Annotated in this window: 13 protein-coding genes and 1 pseudogene; 9 read left to right on the top strand and 5 right to left on the bottom strand. The window is 33.6% G+C overall.

What is annotated here, in order from left to right; all coding sequences use genetic code 11:
• A pseudogene (locus tag DM397_RS03245) lies at positions 1-301 on the top strand (xylose isomerase); the annotation flags it as partial.
• 495 nt (positions 302-796) lie between these two features.
• Here DM397_RS03245 and DM397_RS03250 read toward each other — a convergent pair.
• Entirely contained in the window at positions 797-1675 is an 879-nt protein-coding gene (locus DM397_RS03250) for a LysR substrate-binding domain-containing protein (RefSeq protein WP_111376166.1), read from the bottom strand.
• A 102-nt stretch (positions 1676-1777) separates the two neighbouring features.
• On the opposite strand from DM397_RS03250, the gene DM397_RS03255 reads away from it, so the two are divergent.
• Positions 1778-2527 (top strand): MBL fold metallo-hydrolase, encoded by a 750-nt coding sequence (locus tag DM397_RS03255; protein ID WP_111376167.1) that lies wholly within the window; start codon positions 1778-1780, stop codon positions 2525-2527.
• A gap of 48 nt (positions 2528-2575) precedes the next feature.
• Here DM397_RS03255 and DM397_RS03260 read toward each other — a convergent pair whose 3' ends face one another.
• Positions 2576-3187 (bottom strand): RNA polymerase sigma factor, encoded by a 612-nt coding sequence (locus tag DM397_RS03260; protein ID WP_111376168.1) that lies wholly within the window; start codon positions 3185-3187, stop codon positions 2576-2578.
• Positions 3188-3466: 279 nt separating this feature from the next.
• Between DM397_RS03260 and DM397_RS03265 the strand changes: the two genes are divergently transcribed.
• The 7 genes from DM397_RS03265 to DM397_RS03295 all read left to right on the top strand — a co-directional run bounded on the left by DM397_RS03265 (position 3467) and on the right by DM397_RS03295 (position 17453).
• Positions 3467-4615, top strand: a complete 1149-nt coding sequence (locus tag DM397_RS03265; RefSeq protein ID WP_111376169.1) for a FecR family protein — start codon at positions 3467-3469, stop codon at positions 4613-4615.
• Between the two features lie 168 nt (positions 4616-4783).
• Positions 4784-8356 carry a SusC/RagA family TonB-linked outer membrane protein gene (locus DM397_RS03270; protein WP_111376170.1) on the top strand — a complete coding sequence of 1191 codons (3573 nt, stop codon included), beginning with the start codon at positions 4784-4786 and terminating at the stop codon, positions 8354-8356.
• A gap of 17 nt (positions 8357-8373) precedes the next feature.
• The gene (locus DM397_RS03275) at positions 8374-9780 is read left to right on the top strand and encodes a RagB/SusD family nutrient uptake outer membrane protein (RefSeq protein WP_111376171.1); all 1407 of its coding nucleotides are present in this window, start codon (positions 8374-8376) and stop codon (positions 9778-9780) included.
• A gap of 64 nt (positions 9781-9844) precedes the next feature.
• A complete protein-coding gene (locus DM397_RS03280) occupies positions 9845-11050 on the top strand; it encodes a TlpA disulfide reductase family protein (RefSeq protein ID WP_111376172.1) in 1206 nt (401 codons plus the stop codon).
• A 99-nt stretch (positions 11051-11149) separates the two neighbouring features.
• On the top strand, positions 11150-12289 hold the full coding sequence (locus tag DM397_RS03285) for a TlpA disulfide reductase family protein (RefSeq protein ID WP_111376173.1): 1140 nt from the start codon (positions 11150-11152) through the stop codon (positions 12287-12289).
• Positions 12290-12382: 93 nt separating this feature from the next.
• Positions 12383-15172, top strand: a complete 2790-nt coding sequence (locus DM397_RS03290) for a M16 family metallopeptidase (RefSeq protein ID WP_111376174.1) — start codon at positions 12383-12385, stop codon at positions 15170-15172.
• A 268-nt stretch (positions 15173-15440) separates the two neighbouring features.
• Positions 15441-17453 (top strand): protein-disulfide reductase DsbD family protein, encoded by a 2013-nt coding sequence (locus tag DM397_RS03295; protein ID WP_111376175.1) that lies wholly within the window; start codon positions 15441-15443, stop codon positions 17451-17453.
• A 55-nt stretch (positions 17454-17508) separates the two neighbouring features.
• On the opposite strand, the gene DM397_RS03300 is transcribed toward DM397_RS03295, so the two are convergent.
• The 3 genes from DM397_RS03300 to DM397_RS03310 form a co-directional block, all read right to left on the bottom strand.
• On the bottom strand, positions 17509-17976 hold the full coding sequence (locus DM397_RS03300; protein WP_111376176.1) for a phage holin family protein: 468 nt from the start codon (positions 17974-17976) through the stop codon (positions 17509-17511).
• 91 nt (positions 17977-18067) lie between these two features.
• On the bottom strand, positions 18068-19486 hold the full coding sequence (locus DM397_RS03305) for a fibronectin type III domain-containing protein (protein ID WP_111376177.1): 1419 nt from the start codon (positions 19484-19486) through the stop codon (positions 18068-18070).
• Between the two features lie 34 nt (positions 19487-19520).
• A complete protein-coding gene (locus DM397_RS03310) occupies positions 19521-20189 on the bottom strand; it encodes a hypothetical protein (protein WP_111376178.1) in 669 nt (222 codons plus the stop codon).
• Positions 20190-20193 lie beyond the last annotated feature (4 nt).

Consider the following 20193-nt stretch of genomic DNA (forward strand, 5'->3'; position numbering starts at 1 on the left):
CTTTGATGCTAAAATCAGAAGAAACTCTACAGACTTAGAAGATGTTTTCTTGGCGCACATTGGCGGAGCTGACACTTTTGCAAGAGCATTATTGACTGCAGATAAAATCATTACTTCTTCTCCTTACGAGAAATTAAGAAAAGAAAGATATAGCTCATTCGATTCTGGAAAAGGTAAAGATTTTGCCGATGGAAAATTAAACTTGAAAGATCTTTATACTATCGCACACGAAAATGGAGAATTAAATCTTCAAAGCGGCAAACAAGAATTGTTTGAAAATATCATCAATCAATATATTTAATAAAACTAAAACCCAACAGTTCTTCTAGGCCTGTTGGGTTTCTGCAAAATATTTAGTGAGGCAAATCTAGAAAAAGTTTAAAAACTGTTTTCTGATATTCTTTTAGATAAAATTCTAAAAATGTGTATGAAGATTATGGCTTTTTTTTCTTGAGATTTGAAAAAATAGATTTAAGGTTTAGTTGCTATTTTTTGAAAATCGAAACGAATAAAAGGTCAGTTTGATAAAATAATAATGAGTATTTTTTATTGAGGGTTTTTTGAAGAGTAAAATCAATCGAAATGCACATTTTTAACTCACTAGAACTTTACTTAAGCAAAGAAATAATTTCGACGAAGGAGAAATCTCCGTTAACTGATATCGGATTGAAACAGTTTGTTGAAGATGCTAAAAAAAAGAATCTCTAGACTAAAATAAACCACACAATTTGCAGGCTCTTTTCGTTCAGAAAAGAGCTTTTTTTTACTGAATATTCACGTAAAAAACTTTAATATTCTATGTAGTTACATTTTCCATTAGCATTTTCAAAAACGCGACAACCGCTTTTTTCTCATACACTTCTTTCAAAGAAATAAGCATTGCTGTTCGTGTCATATTTTTACCGCTTATCGGAATCGCATGTAAATCTTCCTCATTTTCAATGGTAGTTTTGGTTAAAATCGTATGCCATTTTCCCGTTTTAATCAATTCAAGTAGAGTCGGAATATCGTTTATTTCAATGGTAACATTTGGGTGTAAATTACTTTTTTCAAAAGCTTTATTGATAAATTGCGTCGTACTAAAACCACTCGACGGAAGTGCAAGTGGCAACGAACTTACCTCATCTAAAGAAATGCTTTTTTTGTTGGTCAACGGCGTTTCAGATGCCGTAACCAAAGCCATTGGGGAAGTAAATAATTCGAGATATTTAAAGTGCGCTTCTGAAGCAATTTCTTCAAAAGTCAGAATAACATCGAGTTGAAAATGATTTAGTTTTTGAATGAGTTCCTGCGAGGTTCCAAACACAATTTCGAATTGAATTTTAGGGTATTGAGAACTAAACAAAATCAATGCTTTTGTGACCACATGACGTAAGGCATACGTTACGCCAATTGCCACTTTTCCAGTTTCCAGATTATTCAAATCTTTTAATAATTCCAATCCGTCAGAAGCTTTGTTGATAGATTGTTGCGCATAAACGGCAAACAAATCTCCAGCTTCAGTAAGCGTAATTCTTTTTCCAATTCGGTTAAAAAGCGGAACTTGAAGTTCATCTTCCAGCTGTTTAATTTGCTGCGATAATGTACTTTGACTGATGTAAAGCGCCGAAGCAGCTTCGGTAAAATTCAGTAATTCTTTTGCTTTTAGAAAATATTTTAGCTGACGAAGTTCCATTTCTAAATCGGTTTTATCGATTGATTTTATCGAAAAATAAGGTTTTACAAATATAGAAATTCTTTAGAACTTTGTCGTGTTGCAAAATTAAAGCAAAACAAAATGGAAATTATAGCTTTACAAGAAGGAAATTATGTTGCCAATTCTCAAAAAGAATTTCAGCTTTTAACAGCTGAATCAACGACTCCAGGTTTAAAAATGGCAATCCAGCCCTTTGTTGTTATCACCAACAATGACGTTATTTTATTAGACTTCGGTTTAGGATTTGTCAATAATGGCGTTCCGTTTATTTATGAAATTTTAAGAAAGAACAATATTGAACCTCAGCAGATAACAAAAGTTTTGGTTTCACATTTGCATAAAGATCATATTGAAGGAATTGGTTATTTTGAAAACGGAGATCTGGTTCAAAATTTTCCAAACGCGACAATTTATATTCAAGAAAGAGAAATTGATTTTGCTCTAGAACAAATCAATAATCCATCTTATGTATTTGAAATATTAAATGAGCTGAAAAAACTTCCTAATGTAGAATTGCTGAATTCTGATAGTGGAAATATAACCGATGAAATTTTCTATGAAGTTTCGGCTGGGCATACCCAATTTCATCAAGTTTTTTGGATTAAAGCCGATGATGAAATTGTTTTTTATGGAGCCGACGATTTGCCGCAAAAAATATATTGGTCCATGCACGTTGCCTACAAAACTGATTTTGACGGAAAACGCGCTATGCAATCTCGTAAAAAATGGGAACAGCAGGCAAAAGATGAAAATTGGAAAGTGCTTTTTTATCACGATATGAAAACGCCTGTTGTAGCGTTTTTTGAAGAAGAAATGAAATACGTATCATAAATAAAAGATTTGCAATCAATTTCAACTTTAAAACAATAAAAAGAAAATTCAGATTAAATTATTTAGTCTGAATTTTTTTTTAGCAGAAAACAGAAGAAATAAAACACTTTTTATCTTTTCTTCCAAAGAAGAACGCAGGATAGAAAATGCTTTTGTAATCTGAGCTTCAACGGTTTTTATTGAAACGTCAAGATGTTCTGCAATTTCGATATTGGTTAAACCTTCTTTTTTACTTAAAATAAAAACCTCTTTACATTTTGGAGGAAGGTTCTGAATTTCTTTATTTACAGCATTCAAAACTCTTTTAAAATCTTCAGAATCTTCTTCCTGAACAATTCCGTTTAAGGCATCATAATAGGACTTTTCTAAAGAAAACAAAGACTGGTTTTTTCGATATAAATCGATAAACTCATTATAAGTCAATTTATAAAGAAAACTTTTTAGAGAATGATCTGCTTTTAATCTTGTGCGTTGTTCCCACACTTTTATAAAAACGTTCTGCACAATATCTTCGGCGCTGTAAACATTTTTTACCAAGCTGTTGGCATACACACAAAGTTTATGATGATAGGTGTCGATAAGATACGTGTAAGCGCTTTCATCTCCATTTCTGAGAGATTCAATTAGAATGGTATTATCGCTGTAATCATCAATCTTCATAAAAACAAATATATAAATTAATAGTTTTTTTGGGTAAAAAGTGAACTGAAATTGCTCAAATCGACTTCTTTTTTTCTTTTCTATTCGAAATTTATTACAAATAAAAAAGGAATAAAATGCAAATATAAATCTTTTGTTTTATAATTTCTACCAAATTAGTCGAGTTTTATTGAAAGAAAAGACTTGTGAAAAATAAAAAATTCAGCAAAATGAAAAAAACTTTATCAAATTGTTAGGGTTTTGTTTTTTGGCTTCGTAATAATATTAAAAACGACTAAAATGACAGCAAAAAAGTCAGAGAGACTAATTGTTAAATTTATCACAAATCAGGCTTCTCAAGAAGAGATTGAGCAGCTTACGGAGTGGTTAAAAGAAGAAGAGAATCAAATTGCATTTAAGGATTTTGTAAAAACCAATTATGCAATTGATACTGCTTTGAACACTTTTGATTCTACTGAGGTTAGAAAAAAACTTTCGGAGCGAATCAAGAACGAAAATAATGTTTTTTATAAACGTAGATTTTCATCGTATTACAAATATGCTGCGATTTTGATTGTGGCTTTGGGAGGTTTTTATTTCTATAAAAATTCAAACAATTCTCATTCAAAATCAAATATTATTATTCCGAGAGAAGATGAAATTGTATTGCAGCTCGGAAACGAATCGCAGAATCTTAATGCAAACGATGCCAGAAACATAACCGATAAATACGGAAATGTAATTGGAAGACAGGAAAAAGGCAAATTGGTTTATACAAAAGCGTATTCTGATGGCGCGCTGGTTTACAATACCATCAGGATTCCGTACGGAAAAAAGTTTGAAGTACAATTGTCTGACGGAACGCTTGTGCATTTAAATGCAGGAACCTCATTGAGATATCCTGTGCAGTTTGGTAAAAATCAGAATCGTCAAGTGTACCTTTTAGGAGAAGCTTTTTTTGAAGTAGAGAAAGACAAAGCACATCCATTTAATGTGAATACACAGAATATGAATGTTGAAGTTTTGGGAACAAAATTCAACGTAGACACGTATAGCGAAAATGTAAGTACCGATGTTGTTTTGGTTGAAGGAAAAGTTTCGCTTTATAAAGATCAGAAAACAAAAGAAGATCAGGTGTATTTGAAACCGGGAGACAAAGGTTCGAATCTAAAAGGGCAATCAAAAATTGCCATAGAACAAGTTAATACAGAATATTATACGGCTTGGGTAAAAGGAAGTCTGGTTTTTAAAAATGCTTCTTTTGATGATATTATCAAAAAACTGGAACGCCAATACAACGTAACGTTTATTAACAGAAATAAAACTCTCGGAAAAGAAATTTTTAACGCCCGTTTTGACAATGAACCAATCGAAGTTGTTCTAAAATATTTCAGCGACAGCTATAAGATTGATTATGATATTGACCGAGACAGGATTACTATAAAATAAATTATCAATTAACAATTCATAATTAACAATTAAAAAAAAGCCTATGTAACAAAAATCCAAAATGAAAAGGATCGTTATAAAAAAACCGGAAAATGCGCCAACATTTTCCGGTAGAGTATATGCGGTCAGTTAATTAACCAACCAACATTAAAAAAACATTTTAAAAGTATGAAAAAACTCTTGAACAGAATCAGGTTTGATAAGCCTTTTTTGAAATTTGATTTGAAAATGAAATTGACCACATTATTTCTGCTGACTGCCTTAACAGTAATGCACGCCGGAACCACTTATTCTCAAAAAAACAAGATTTCTTTTAATGCCAGCAATATGACTGTTGCCAAAGTGATTGAAAGGCTTGAATATACTACAGATTACAGATTTGTTTACAATGTAAGATCTGTAGATTTAAACAGAGTAATCGACGTAAATGCATACGAAACTTCAATCGAAGTTATTTTAAACAAAATTTTTAATAATTCTAGTACCGATTTTAAAGTATCAGGAAACCATATTATTCTGACGCCGAAAAAAATAGCTGCCGAAAAATCGACTGAAACAAAAAAGGGAGTGGCTGATTTTATCGTAAAAGGTAGGGTTACAGATGAAAAAGGAATGCCATTAGTTGGTGCAGCAGTTGCGGATAATGGCTCTGGAAGAGGTGTAAATACCGATTTTAATGGAGAATATCAGATTATTGCGGTAAGCGGCGAAACGACTCTGGCTTATTCTTATTTAGGATATGTAAGACAGGAAATAAAAGTTGAAGGAAGAAGTGTTATCAATGTTGTTTTAAAAGAAGATGTACAGCAATTAGAAGGTTTGGTTTTAACAACTGGGTATCAGAATATTTCGGCTGAAAAAATAACAGGTTCTTTCTCCAATCTGAAAGCAAAAGAGTTTCAGGAACAGCGTTTGAGCAGTATGGATAAAATTTTGGAAGGACGTATTGTTGGATATCAGGATGGTAAAATTCGTGGTACTACAACTATGAGAGGTGTAGTTTATCCTCTATACGTTATTGATGGATTTCCTGTAGAAAGTACAAAACTGACGCCTTATGCGACTATAGAAGAAAATGTACCGAATCTGAATTTAGAAGATATTGAAACAATTACAGTTTTAAAAGATGCAGCGGCGGCTTCTATTTATGGTTCTCGTGCAGCAAATGGAGTTGTAGTTATTACAACCAAAAAAGCAAAAGCTGGAAAAACAAATATTTCTTTTTCAAGCAATTTAACCGTTACGCCTTATAGAAATTATACTGGAAACCTAACGGATTCAGCTGATATTATTGGTTTAGAAAAAGGTTGGGCGGCAGGAAACCCAAATTTACAAGGTGCAAATGCTGGAACTTATGCGCAATCATTATTGAATAATGCTGCATTTACAAGTTTAGGAATGAATACTTTATTGAATGGTTATGCAGGCAAAATTTCTATGGCAGAAATGAATAATCGATTGAACACACTTGGCGCACAAGGATATAAGTATTATGATGATATTGCAAAATATGCTAAACGCGATCAGTATTTTATGCAGCACAATCTTAGTTTAGGTAAAGCTACAGAAAACAATACTTTTAATGCATCGATCACTTACAAAGACAATCAGTTAGAAGATATGTACTCTGAGAATCAGTCTGTGGGAATTAATTTGAAGAATTCTACTCAAATTAATAACTGGCTGTCACTAGATTTAGGAACTTATTTAAACTACGGAACTGGCGATACACAAAGTTATTTTGCATCAGCTCCCGGATTTAAATTTCAGCCGTACAATCAATTGGTAAATAACGACGGAACTAATTTTGTTTCGACTGCTGCATCTCGCTACAATAATTTTACGCTTCAGTCTATGCAGAATTACGGTTTGTACAATATGGACATTACGCCAATGGATGAATTTGGAAGAAACCTTATTGAAAACAAAAATTTCCTAAACAGAACTTACGCAAAGTTTAATGTGAAATTCAGCAAAGCCTTTACATACAATGCGATGTTCCAATACGAATATGGTTCAGATCGTGCAGAACAGCTTTTTGGCAAAGATTCTTATTACACAAGAAAGAGAGTAAACGAATTGGTTACTATTGTAAACAATAAAGCGGTTTACAATCTTCCTTATGGCGATATTATAAAAGAAACCAATCAGTTTACAAACGCTTACAATTTCCGTCAGCAGTTGAATTTCAATCAGACGTTTAATGAAAAACATGATTTTTCTGCCATTGCCGGTATGGAAATTCGTCATACAAAATTAGAATTTAGCAATAATACACGTTACGGTTATGATGCTCAAACTTTAGGTTTTGCTCCAATAAATCAGGCAGATTTACTTAAAGTATACGGAGGAGTTTTTGGAGGCTACATGATTCAAGACGATTTTTCATTAGAAAAAGAAATGCTAAACCGTTTTGTATCTCTCTACTCAACAGGGGGATATACGTATGATGGAAGATATACTGTTTCTGGAAGTATACGTATGGACCGTTCTAATCTTTGGGGAACAGACAGTAAATATCAAAATAAACCAACTTGGTCTGCTGGAGCAGGGTGGAATATTGATAAAGAATCTTTCTTTAAAGTTTCATGGGTAGACGCGCTTAAAGTACGTGCTTCTTATGGTATTTTAGGAAATATTGCCAAAGATACAGCTCCTTATTTAACAGCTTATTACAATTCAAATTCGAATGTTGGAGGAACTCAGGGAACCGTAAGATCAAGACCAAATCCAGAATTATCTTGGGAAAAAACAACGACGACCAACATTGGTTTGGATTTTTCATTATTCAAAAGCAGACTAAGCGGAAGCTTTGACTTTTATAACAAAAAAGGAGAAGATTTATTAGCAAGCAGCCAAGGAATTCCAACAGAAGGATGGGGCTATTCTACTTATACCATCAACAATGGAGGAATGACAAATAAAGGAATCGAGGTAACTTTGAGAGGAACAATCATAAAAACACCTTCATTCTCATGGGATGCTGCTATTTTGTATGCTAATAATAAAAATAAAGTAGATTTTATAAATGTAAAAGCACCAGTTTATTATTTACAGTTAGATCAACCACAATTTTTTCCGAGAGTTGGGACAAATTTTAACTCTATTTATGGTTACCAATGGGCAGGACTGAACAACGCAGGATTGCCACAGGTTTATGATGCAAACGGAACAGCAGTAAAATACAATCCGGGGCAACTTGATGCTATTAAAGATTATGGTTCAACAGTACCAACTCACAGCGGATCATTCCATACTTCAGCTAATTACAAAAATTTCTCGCTCTCAGCACTTTTCATTTACGAGTTAGGACATAAAATTAGAAATAGCTACTTGCCAATGCTAAGCAATAATTATAATAGCGCAATGGGTGGTTATGTAACAGATATTACGGTAGTAAATAATCATATTAGAGATCGTTGGCAGCAGCCAGGAGACGAAGCTTTTACAAATGTTCCGAGAGTAGTTTATGAATATGAATCCGATTTTAGTTCAGATTCACGTACTATTTATTCATACGCAGACATTAACATTTTAGACGCTTCAAATATTAGATTGAGCAACGTTTCATTGGCTTATCAAATGCCAAAAGAATTGATGAAGAGGGTAAAATTAGATGGAGTTCGTTTTAATCTAAATGCCGAAAATGTATTTACTGCAGCAAAAAGCAGAGATGCCAAATTCCTATTGAATGGTTTCCAATCTCCGAGTTTTGTTTTTGGTGTAAATGTTAACTTTTAATTTTTAAAGACTAGACGATGAAAAATATATATAAAAAGGCAGTGTGCCTATTGGCTTTAGGATTGACTTTGGCATCTTGCGAAAATTATCTAGACGATATTCCTAAAGGATCAAAATCACCAACTACATTAGCCGATTTTGAAGCTTTTTTAAGAGATGAATACACCAACCAGAGAGTAGACGTTTTGTCAGCTTTGCATGTATTAAACGATCAGTTTGTAAACGCTGCAACTTTATCAAGCAATAGATTGTATAATGCAAACTATATGTGGGACGAAAGTGCAAACCGTATCGAATTGAAACCATCAGATGAAGGAACTTACTATGGAGGTTATCAAGGAATTTCAACTTTTAATTTAATAATCGAAAATGCTTTAACAACGACAAAAGCAACCGAACAGGAGCAAAGAGTTGTTTGGGCTCAAGCAAAATTATTGCGTGCCATGAATTATTTTAATCTGGTAAATTTTTACGCAGATACGTATGTGGCCTCAACAGCATCTACAAAATTATCAGTTCCGTTAATTACGAGTGCTAATATTAATGCGCCTAGCAAACAGGTAACTATTCAGGAATTATATGATTTTATTTTAAATGATATAAAAGATGCGCTGCCTTATCTGCCAAAAGTTTCTCAGACAGCGCTGCATCCAAATTTAGGCGCTGGTTATGCTTTTAATGCAAGAGTAAATCTGCAGATGAATAATTATGCAGAAGCTTTAAAAAATGCCGATTTAGCATTAGCAGAAAACAATAAACTATACGACTGGATTGGATATTACAATGCTAATAAAGCGGTGATCGATGTTCCGAATTCGTATACTACAACTCCGTCTCCAATGGGATTCAATTATGTCGAAAATTATACGTTTCGTCACGGAAGCTCTTCAAATTTAGGAGCAGAATTTGACATTCCGGTAGAACGTGCACAGCGTTTTGAAACGGGTGATGCAAGATTTATTTCTCGATGGAAAATTAGAACAGTAGGTGCTGAGACTTCATACAGAAGAACTTTGACTGGAGCTTTCAATTTTGGTGGAATCACAACCGTAGAGGTTTATTTAATTAAAGCAGAATGTCTGGCTCGCGATAATAAAATTAGTGAAGCGTTAGGAGTTTTAAATACGGTTCGTAAAACACGTATTCTTCCAGCTTCTTATCAAGACATTTCAACTGCTGATAAAACAACAGCTTTGAATGCCATTTATAGAACAAAAAACAATGAACTGATTATGACACTTATTCCATATGCAGATGCACGCCGTTTAAATGCAGAAGGAATTTACAAAGTTAGTTTCACAAAAGTAGTTGGAGGTAAAACATACACGCTTTCTTCTGATTCTCATTTATGGACATCTCCGTTCCCGCAAGGAGCAATAAATAATCCAGGAAACGGAACAATAACACAAAACGTAGCTAAATAATAACTGTAAAGCTTCCTAATTAGGAACTCCGAAAAGGAAGCTTTTCTTAAAATATCAATCAAAAATGAATACAATTAAATATAAAATATTAGGACTGTGCATTTGCTTGTTTATGATTTCAAACAGCGGTCAGGCACAAAAGAAAAAAGCAGTAACTCCTGCAGCAACTTCATATTCTATTGATGGAACTATTGTAGGTCTTGAAGACGGAACAGCTGTAAAATTAATACCAGGAGCAACACATACTTCTGAACTCCCAGTTGCTGAAACAGCATTAAAAGACGGGAAATTTACTTTCACAGGAAAATTAAATGAGCCTCGTTTTTTCTATGTTGTCTTTGGTAAAAACAAGGGAAATATTTCTGTAATGGTTGAAAATTCAAAAATAAAGATTACTGCTATTGGAAGCGTTTCAACCGATGAAGGTCAATTTATTAAATTTAAAGATGTAGCAATTACGGGTTCGAAATCGCATGATTATTATGCAAAAGAAATTGCTTATAAAGATCAGCTTGATAAAGATTACAAAGCGTATCACACAAAAGAATCCGACGAATTGAGCAAATTAATCGGTGCGGCAAGACGTGATAAAAATACAAAAGCAGTAGACTCACTTCAGAATCTTCCAGTTTGGAAAAAATTTGAAGCAGATGAAAAAGCATTTTTTACAAATGTCGAAAAAACAACATTAGCTCTTATTGCAAAACATAAAGCAACTTGGTGGGGCCCATTCTTTATGATGACCAATTTTAGCTATTTCACAGCAGAGCAAAAACCTTTGTACGATCAGTTTTCTGATGTGGCAAAGAAAAGTTATTACGGGCAAATTTTAGATAAAGATTTGAATCCTAAATCTTTAATTGGAACAAGTATAGCAAATTTCAGTTTAAAAGATAAAGACGGAAAAGCATATAGTGCAAAAGATATTGTAGCAGGAAAAAAATATATTTTGGTAGATTTTTGGGCATCTTGGTGCGGTCCATGCCGAAAAGAAATTCCGAACTTAAAAACGGCTTATGCTGAATATGCCCCAAAAGGATTTGAAATTTTAAGCGTGTCGATTGATAAGGACGAAAAAGCTTGGCAGAAAGCGCTTGGACAAGAAAACATGCAATGGCACAATCTTCTGGACGATGATAAAGTGAGTAAATCATTTAACGTAAAAGCAATTCCGGCAACTTATTTAGTCGATAGTAAAGGTGTAATTATCGGCGACAATTTAAGAGGTGCAGAATTGGAAGCGAAATTAAAAGAGCTTTTAAAATCTTAAATTAAATCACAGTTTTCAGTCTCAGTTTTCAGTCTCAGTGAAAACTGTCGACTGAGACTGCGACTGAAAACAAAAAAATAACAAACAAAAAAATATAACATGAAAAGTACAATCTTAAAATCAGGTTTGTTGGCAATGGCATTGTTGGCCGTGCTGAATTCTTGTTCTAAAAAAGAAGAAGGATTTACAATCAATGGCACGATCGCTGGACTGGATAAAGGAATGGTTTATCTTGAAAATACAGATGAAAAAGGAAATAAAAAAATCGCAGATTCAGCGCAAATACAAAAAGACGGAACTTTTACTCTTGCAGGAAAAGTTTCAGAACCGTTATTGCATACCATTAAATTAAAAGGAGAAGAATACGGAGCTTATTTTCTTTTATCTAATGAAGAAATAAAAGTGGAAGCTAAAAAAGATTCTATTTTTAAAGCTAAAGTTACGGGAGCGACTCAAAATGATATTTATAAATCATTTTATGATAATGAGTTCAAAAAAATACAAAACATTGCAGGTCCAATTTACAAATTATCCGATTCGCTGACACAAGGAGGAAAAGTAAAATTAACTCCAGAACAGCAAACGGCAATGGATAAAAAATGGAAAGATCTTCAATCTTTTGCCGATGATTTAACTGATAAATTTATCAGAAAAAATAAAGATAAAATTGCTGGTGCTTTGGTTATTAATGATCGAATTGTTTCGTACGGAACTCCAGAACAGGTAAAAATGTATTACGGAGTTTTAACTCCAGAAATACAGAAATCAATTTATGGAAAACAACTGAAACAGGCGATTGATCTTAACGATAAAACTGCTGTGGGTGTTACTGCACCAGAGTTTTCTCAGACAGATGTAAGCGGAAAAGTAGTTAAACTTTCAGACTACAAAGGCAAATATGTTTTGGTTGATTTTTGGGCTTCTTGGTGCGGTCCTTGCCGAAAAGAAAATCCAAATGTAGTTTTAGCCTACAAAACGTATCATGAAAAAGGATTTGATGTTTTGGGAGTTTCTTTAGATGATAAAAAGAAACTTTGGGAAAAAGCAATCGAAAAAGACGGTTTAACTTGGACACATGTTTCAGATTTAAAAGGTTGGCAGAATGAAGCGGCTGTTTTATACGGTGTAAAAATGGTTCCGACTAACTACTTAATTGGACCTGATGGAAAAATCGTGGCTAAGAACCTTAGAGAAGCTGAACTTCAATCTAAATTGAAGGAAATTTTTAGTAAATCATAAAGTTAGTTTTCAGTTGCAGTTTACAGTCTCAGTCTCAGTGAAAACTGTAAACTGCGGCTGAAAACTGAAAACTAAAATAATATCAACAAAAAAATGAAAAAATACATCTTACTGGGCTATTGCTCACTAGCTTTCTGTACCCTAATTTCAGCGCAGAACAAATCAGTTAACTTCAAGAAAATAAAAGAATTAGGCGGAATTGAAGAATATTTATACCAGCCAAACGGAATGAATGTTTTGCTTTTGCAAGACAATGCTTCGCCAGTTGCAACGGTTCAGATTGTATACCGTGTTGGATCTAAACATGAAGTTTTAGGAAACACTGGATCAACGCATCTTTTAGAACATTTAATGTTTAAAGGAACTCCAACTTTCAATAAGAAAAATGGAAATACGATTACAGATGTTTTACAAAATACAGGAGCACAATTGAATGCTACAACTTGGTACGATCGTACGAATTATTTTGAAACATTGCCAAGTGATAAAATTGAATTGGCAATTCAAATTGAAGCTGACAGAATGCGTAATTCTTTATTATTAAAAGAAGATAAAGAAGCAGAAATGACGGTGGTTCGTAACGAATTTGAACGTGGAGAAAACAATCCGAATAGTTTACTGGATAAAGAGATTTGGGCTTCGGCATATATTGCACATCCATACCATCATTCTACAATTGGTTGGAAATCGGATATTGAAAATGCGCCAATTGAAGTTTTACGTAATTTCTACAATACTTATTATTGGCCAGATAATGCAACTTTAACCATTATTGGAGATTTCAAAAAAGAAAATGTTTTTGAATTGATCGAAAAGTATTTCGGTAAAATTACAAAAGCTCCAAATGCAATGCCTCAGCCTTATACACAAGAACCTCAGCAATATGGCGCGCGTAAAATTACGGTAAAAAAACCTGGTGAATTAGGCGTAGTCAGTAAAGCGTATAAAATTCCGGGAGCTTTGCATGAAGACCTTCCGGCATTGAATATTTTGGCTCAGATTATTGGTGTTGGGCCATCAGCAATTTTAAACAAAACTTTTGTAGATACTCGATTAGGAATTTACTCGTACGCTGAAGCTACAAATTTTAAAGAAGTCGGACTTTTTACAATTACCGTTGGTTTTCCTACAACTTCAAAACACGAAGATATCGATGCTAAAATCAGCGAGGTTGTGGCTAAAATTCAAAAAGAAGGCGTTACTCAGGATGAGGTAAATCGTGTTGTAGCAAAAGTAAGTGCGCAGACTATTTTAGCTCGTGATGGTTCTGGAGTAATTGCATCGGCATTAAACGAAGCGATTGCATCTGGTGATTGGACAGATTATATTACGGGAGTTGACAGATTGAAAAAAGTAACTCCAGCAGATATTTTGCGTGTGGCTCAAAAATATTTGGTTGAAGACCAAAGCACAACAGGATATTTTATTCCGAAACAAGCTGGTGCACAAAATCAGGATATGGCAAAAGCTAATAATTTTATGCCTGAGAAAGGTCCGTTTTATTACAGACATTCAGACGAAGGACATATTCATGAAGAGTCTTCATCTGCTCCAGCTTTAGTAAAAAGTACAGCAGAAGAATTAATTTCTGAATCAAATTTAATCGAAAAATCGGCTTCAGCTTTTAAAAGAGAAAAAGTATCTGGAATTGATGTGGTTTCAGTAAAAACTTCGGCAAAAGATTTTGTAACGGTCGCAGCAAGCATTTCGTTAGGAAATTATGCCAGTGAAACTAAAAATGATATCATTCCTGCATTAACGGCTTCAATGTTATCAAAAGGAACTACGCTAAATGACAAATTTAAATTTTCAGAAAAACTGCAAAAACTAGGAGTTTCATTAAACGTAAATGCTTCGACTTTCAAAATCAATATCGGATTTAAATGTTTGAAAAAAGACTTAGATCAGGTAATTGCTTTATTGGCTGAAGAACTGAGAAATCCGTTGTTTGATACTAAAGAATTTGAGAATCTTAAACAGCAGTTTATTGGAAATACACAACAGGATTTGAATGATCCAGGAGAAAGAGGAAGCATTGCTTTATCTCAGGCGATTTATCCAAAGGGGAATCCTAATTACAGTTTAAGTGTTGAAGATAATATTGCAAATATTAAAAACGCAACTTTGGATGAGGTTAAAGCTTTCCACAAAAAATATTTCGGAACAGCTTCAATGAGACTTGTAATTGTGGGAGATACTGATGGCGCAAACTTAAATGTATCATTACAAAAATCATTCAAAAACTGGAATGGGGGCATTGCAGAAAAATTAAAATTTGAAGAAGCTACAAAAGCAGCATCAAAAACAGAAGTGGTAACCATTCCAGAAAAACCAAGTGCAGAATTATTCATCGGACAGTTTACAGGTTTAAAAAGAGCCGACGCCGATTATATTCCGTTTTTTATTGGAAATTACACTTTAGGAGCAGGTTTTGCTGGACGATTAATGCAGACTGTTCGTGATAATGATGGTTTAACATACAACATTTCTTCTGGTTTAGGCGGAAACATCGAAACTGGAGGCTACTGGTTTGTCAACGCTTCTTTCAACCCGAATTTATTTCAAAAAGGACTTGACGCGACAATGGTTCAGGTGGATAAATGGGTGAAAAATGGAATCACAGCCGAAGAATTAGCAAACAAGAAAACCAACTTAATCGGAAGTTTTAAAGTAGGAATGTCAACTACAAACGGAATGGCGAGAACGATTTTAAGTTTTATTGAAAGAGGTTTAGAGCCAAACTATATCGACCAGTATCCAAAAGATATCGAAAAAGCAACTTTACAGCAGGTAAACGATGCGATTAAGAAATACATTCAATTGGATAAAATGATTATCGTCAAATCGGGTTCTCTAGCTAAAGATGGGAATCCGTTGAAGTAGTTTTTAGTGGTCAGTGGTCAGTTTTTAGTGGTCAGTCTCAGCTAGGAAAATCAACTTTGTCAAAGTTTTAAACTTTGACAAAGTTTCAGACTGCGACTGACCACTAAAAACTGACCACTGACCACTAAAAACTAATACCAACAATTTTTAATAGTCGTCTTTCATTATTTTTTCATTTTAGAATCTGAATTAGTAAGCCATTTTCTGTGAAAGACAAAAAGAGCTGTTTTGCCGACAGCTCTTTTTTTAAACATCAAACCAAAAAACAATGAAAAAAATCATAATAATAGTACTGCTGCTTTTTTCTGCAAGTATGTTTGCCCAAATGTATAATCCGGTAAAATGGTCAACATCGGTAGAGAAAGTATCAGATAAAGAATATATTTTAAAAGCTCAAGCTAAAATACAATCCGGTTGGCATTTGTACGGACAATATATTGAAGAAGGTGGGCCTTCGAGAACAGCTTTTACTTTCAAAAATCCGAATAAAAATTTCGAATTAATCGGAAAAACAACCGAAGAAAAAGGGCATGAAGTAGTTGATAAAATATTTGATATGAAGATTAAATATTTTGAAGATAAAGCGCTTTTCACGCAAAAAATAAAATTTACTTCAGATAACATTTCAAATATTGAAGGCGAAGTCGAATTTATGGTTTGCGATGATAGCAATTGTTTACCGCCAACTTCGGAAGAATTAGCATTTAAAATTCCGACTGAAAAGAAACTAGCTGCTACAGAAGAAACAACAATCGTAAAAGAAGATTCTACTACAGCTAAAACAGAAGAAAAAGCAGTTGTTCAGACAGAAGAAAAAGCAATAAAACCAGTTGTTTCTTCACCAAAAAAAGCAGAATCTAGAGGATTGCTGACGATTTTTATTTTAGCTTTTTTATCAGGATTTGCAGCTTTGTTGACGCCTTGCGTTTTTCCAATGATTCCGATGACGGTAAGTTATTTTACCAAACAAAGTAAAACCAAAGCAGCAGGAATTAGAAACGCGATGATTTATGGTTTTTCGATCGTAATTATTTATGTTTTACTAGGTTCGATTGTAACGGCAATTTTTGGTGCAGATTCTTTAAATGCGCTTTCAACCAACGTTTGGTTCAATCTGATTTTTTTTATTTTATTGGTTGTTTTTGCCTGTTCGTTTTTGGGAGCTTTCGAAATTATGCTTCCAAATGCATTAGCTAATAAAGTAGATTCGCAGGCAGATAAAGGAGGATTAATTGGGATTTTCTTTATGGCTTTGGCTTTAGCGATTGTATCATTTTCGTGTACAGGACCAATAGTAGGAACTTTATTGGTTGAAGCCGCTTCAAAAGGCGGAATCGCACCAATTGTTGGAATGTTAGGTTTCTCTATTGCAATCGCATTGCCATTTTCGTTATTTGCAGCTTTCCCTGGCTGGCTGAATGCTTTGCCAAAATCGGGCGGATGGCTGAATACGGTAAAAGTCGTTTTAGGATTTCTGGAACTGGCTTTGGCCTTTAAATTTTTATCGAATGCTGATTTAGTTCTCCAATTGCATTGGTTGGAAAGAGAAGTTTTTTTAGCGATTTGGATTGCGGTTTTCGGAATGTTGGCTTTTTATTTATTTGGAAAAATTACACTTCCGCACGATTCGCCGCTAAACCATATTTCTGTCGGAAGATTGGGTTTTGGATTGATCATTTTGAGTTTTACGATTTATCTGATTCCTGGACTTTGGGGAGCACCTCTTAAACTAATAAGCGGATTCCCACCTCCAATGCAATATAGCGAATCTCCAAACGGATTGGGAGTTTCAAGCAATTCCGAGTTAAAAATAACAGGTTCACTGCCAGAAGGAGCAGAGCATGGGCCACAAAATATTATTACGTTTCATGATTACGACAAAGGAATGGAATATGCTAAAAAAGTTGGAAAACCAGTTTTATTAGACTTTACAGGATATGCCTGTGTAAACTGCCGAAAAATGGAAGAATTGGTCTGGTCAGATCCAAAAGTTTTGGGAGTTTTAAATAATGATGTTGTTCTGATTTCGCTGTATGTTGATGATAAAAAAGAGCTTCCTGAAAGCGAACAATATGTTTCTGAAACAACAGGAAAAAAGATTAAAACAATCGGCAACAAATGGAGCGATTTACAGATTAAAACCTACAAAGCAAATGCACAGCCATTTTATGTAATTGTGGATCATAATAGCGCAAACTTGACAGTGCCATCTGCATATAATCCGAATATTGAGGAGTATTATGGTTGGCTCCAGAGCGGAATTAAAAGTTTTAAGAAATAATTTTTTTTTAAATGAAATTTATAAAACCTCCAAAAGCAAGTTCATTTTGGAGGTTTTATTTTTCTGCATGAAATTTAGGGTCAATTGTGATTAGAAGTTTCTTAAAAAGCATTATTAAGCGATTTCTGATTGATTTAAGAATCAATGTCATGGCATCAAAATTTTCAACTTCTTTTTTGGTCTTTATGGCAATGATATTGCTAATTATTGAAATTCCGTCACTAACTATCAATAAATCCATCACAACAGTAACAAACCAATTAAAGTTATAATTAAGTCCTTTGCTCATAAGTGCCAAAGCAGTTGGGATTAATAAAACAGCTAATTTAGATACAAATCCAACAGCTAATTTTTTAAAAGTAAAATGATTATTTAAGACAATGGTTTTAGTGACGCCTAAAAAAGTATCCATTATCATTAAATAGAATAAAACTTTGACAATTCCTGTATCCATTTCTAGGTAAATAAAGATTATATACAGTAGTAGTTTTAGTTGGTCTGTATATTCTGAAATTTTTTGCATGAGTATTTTGTTTTTAGAAACTTATTTGGGGTTTAGATAGGAGATCTTTTTGGGGTAAAAACCCCAAAAAGGTCATTGTTAATTGGATATCTTATAGTAAGTTAGTTTTTATTCGTATAGTATTACTTTCGCCTGATATATTTCCTGCAGCATCTTGTGATCTTACGCTAAAATTATAAGATGAACTTCTGGATAGCCCATTAACAGTAAAGAATGGTACGTTATTTATTGTTGCAAATAAATCATTGTCTTTATAAATCAAATAATTAGTAATACCTGCATTAGTGTATGTGGGGATCCATGACAAATCGACAAATGTGGCACCTATTTTTTGGGCTATTAAATTTGGAGGTGTTGTCAATGCGGTCGTAGTAAGGGAACGTCCTGTATATTCTATGAAGTGGACAACTTTGTATGGGTTCATTATAGAAAAAGGTAATCCTTCTCCAGTCGACCCAGAAACTTCAGAAGTGCTATCCCCATAAGGATATTTATCAGCTTTAGTTTGGTATCCTCTGCCCTCAATAGCTTTATCATAAGTATGCGTATGCGGTGGAATTTCACTAATCTCAAGTTTTTTAGTTTTACTACCACCATAATTCTGTAAAGAGTTAAATGAAGAGTCATTTGTATCTAAACCGACAGGCATTCTTCCTCTTAAAGGAACATATTCTTCCCAGCCTTCAGGAAATGGCGCTGGTTTTCCCCAAATGGCTATCATTCCGGCAGGGACTGATGTAGCTAGTCTTTTTTCTAGAGTTTCAATACGGTCAGTTAAGGATGAAAGTAGAGTACTATTTTTAACCACTTGGTTTTGATTGTTTACTGCTAATAAATAATCATTTGAAGTCGCAGCATTTAAAGTGTTTAAATATAAATGATGAGTTCCAAGATTCAGATCTCCCTTCATAGCTTTTGAACCATCTAAAGGGAGATAGGATTCAAGATCATTTTTAATTGTATTAATTCTGGTATCTATTGTAGGTAAAGTCGTTTCAATAGTTTTAACTCTATTATCTATTACTGGAATAGTAGCTTCAATAGTTTTAATTCTGCCATCTATTCCTGCAATTATTTCTTCAATTGCCTGAATACTTTTTACAGTTTTAAAAGTACCTAAATCATGATAGTTTACAGTTTCTGTATCATTTACTATTGGAGTTCCTTTGGTGCTTACATATTCTGCTTGATAATCTGTATAAGCTTTTTGGGAGGTTCCGTCACCATAAATTAGATTTGTGGTTGTTCTGGTTGTTTTTAAATAATTTGTTATGCCACTAGTAATGGGGAAAGTAATAGGGTATAAGATTCCCTCTCCATCTTGATGAATAACAGCCCAACCTTGTTTGCCATTTTGAGCATGGGCTATAAGATAATTTGTTTCTGGTAAAATACTTAAATGACTTTTTATAGCTTCATACAATTCAGATCTGTATGCTGTTTGAAGTCTTTCTAAAGTTTCCTGCTCAAGAGGAAAACCTCCAGGATGACTAAAATTTACTTGTTTCATTTTTTATTATTTATAAGATGTAGATGTATTGTTTTTATTTTTCGAGTTGTTTTTTTACAGAATAACAATAACTTTCATAACTTTTTCCAGCTAGTTTATAGAAGTTAAGAAGATTGTGATATTCTGAAGAAACAATGTTGATTGCTTCTGTTTGGGATGTAAGAGAATCTGATTTTGTTTCGGCAGTTATGGTTCCATTTGCGACTAAAGCTGCTGGTATAAAAACTCTGAAATTAGCATAAGAAATTTTGGTGTAATCTTCCCGATGCGCTAAATAAATAGGTTTGTGGTCTTTGTTATTATACTCGTTATTTCTAAAAATTTCAAGCAATGGGATTCTTATATCTCTAGCTTTCTTTCCATCTGGTAAAATTTTATCTGGATTATAATACTCTTTATGGAGGTACAGATATTGCAAGGAAGGTCTGATAGATTCATCTATATAAATTAATCCTTCTTGTCGTTTTTCTTCGATGCTGAAATTTGGATTGTAATTTTTTGCGATATTAAAAGTTTCATTCAGTACTTTTTCCAAATAAATAACTTGTCCAGTATGCTGCATTTTATAAAGAATATCTTCATATAAGGAATGAAGCGGAGTAAGCAAAACATCAAGCCAATTAACATGTATTTTTTTTCTGAGAATAGGAGGGATCAGCCACAAAAGAAGTTTTTCCCACTTTAAAACGGTGTATTTGTTCATTGTA

The sequence above is a fragment of the Flavobacterium nitrogenifigens genome (genome assembly GCF_003254565.1).
In the GTDB taxonomy this organism is placed as follows: Bacteria; Bacteroidota; Bacteroidia; order Flavobacteriales; family Flavobacteriaceae; genus Flavobacterium; species Flavobacterium nitrogenifigens.

What these genes read in the sequence shown, in the direction of transcription:
- DM397_RS03250 (WP_111376166.1), bottom strand. Translation starts at nt 1,675, where the DNA reads ATGGAACTTCGTCAGCTAAAATATTTTCTAAAAGCAAAAGAATTACTG.
- DM397_RS03255 (WP_111376167.1), top strand. Translation starts at nt 1,778, where the DNA reads ATGGAAATTATAGCTTTACAAGAAGGAAATTATGTTGCCAATTCTCAA.
- DM397_RS03260 (WP_111376168.1), bottom strand. Translation starts at nt 3,187, where the DNA reads ATGAAGATTGATGATTACAGCGATAATACCATTCTAATTGAATCTCTC.
- DM397_RS03265 (WP_111376169.1), top strand. Translation starts at nt 3,467, where the DNA reads ATGACAGCAAAAAAGTCAGAGAGACTAATTGTTAAATTTATCACAAAT.
- DM397_RS03270 (WP_111376170.1), top strand. Translation starts at nt 4,784, where the DNA reads ATGAAAAAACTCTTGAACAGAATCAGGTTTGATAAGCCTTTTTTGAAA.
- DM397_RS03275 (WP_111376171.1), top strand. Translation starts at nt 8,374, where the DNA reads ATGAAAAATATATATAAAAAGGCAGTGTGCCTATTGGCTTTAGGATTG.
- DM397_RS03280 (WP_111376172.1), top strand. Translation starts at nt 9,845, where the DNA reads ATGAATACAATTAAATATAAAATATTAGGACTGTGCATTTGCTTGTTT.
- DM397_RS03285 (WP_111376173.1), top strand. Translation starts at nt 11,150, where the DNA reads ATGAAAAGTACAATCTTAAAATCAGGTTTGTTGGCAATGGCATTGTTG.
- DM397_RS03290 (WP_111376174.1), top strand. Translation starts at nt 12,383, where the DNA reads ATGAAAAAATACATCTTACTGGGCTATTGCTCACTAGCTTTCTGTACC.
- DM397_RS03295 (WP_111376175.1), top strand. Translation starts at nt 15,441, where the DNA reads ATGAAAAAAATCATAATAATAGTACTGCTGCTTTTTTCTGCAAGTATG.
- DM397_RS03300 (WP_111376176.1), bottom strand. Translation starts at nt 17,976, where the DNA reads ATGCAAAAAATTTCAGAATATACAGACCAACTAAAACTACTACTGTAT.
- DM397_RS03305 (WP_111376177.1), bottom strand. Translation starts at nt 19,486, where the DNA reads ATGAAACAAGTAAATTTTAGTCATCCTGGAGGTTTTCCTCTTGAGCAG.
- DM397_RS03310 (WP_111376178.1), bottom strand. Translation starts at nt 20,189, where the DNA reads ATGAACAAATACACCGTTTTAAAGTGGGAAAAACTTCTTTTGTGGCTG.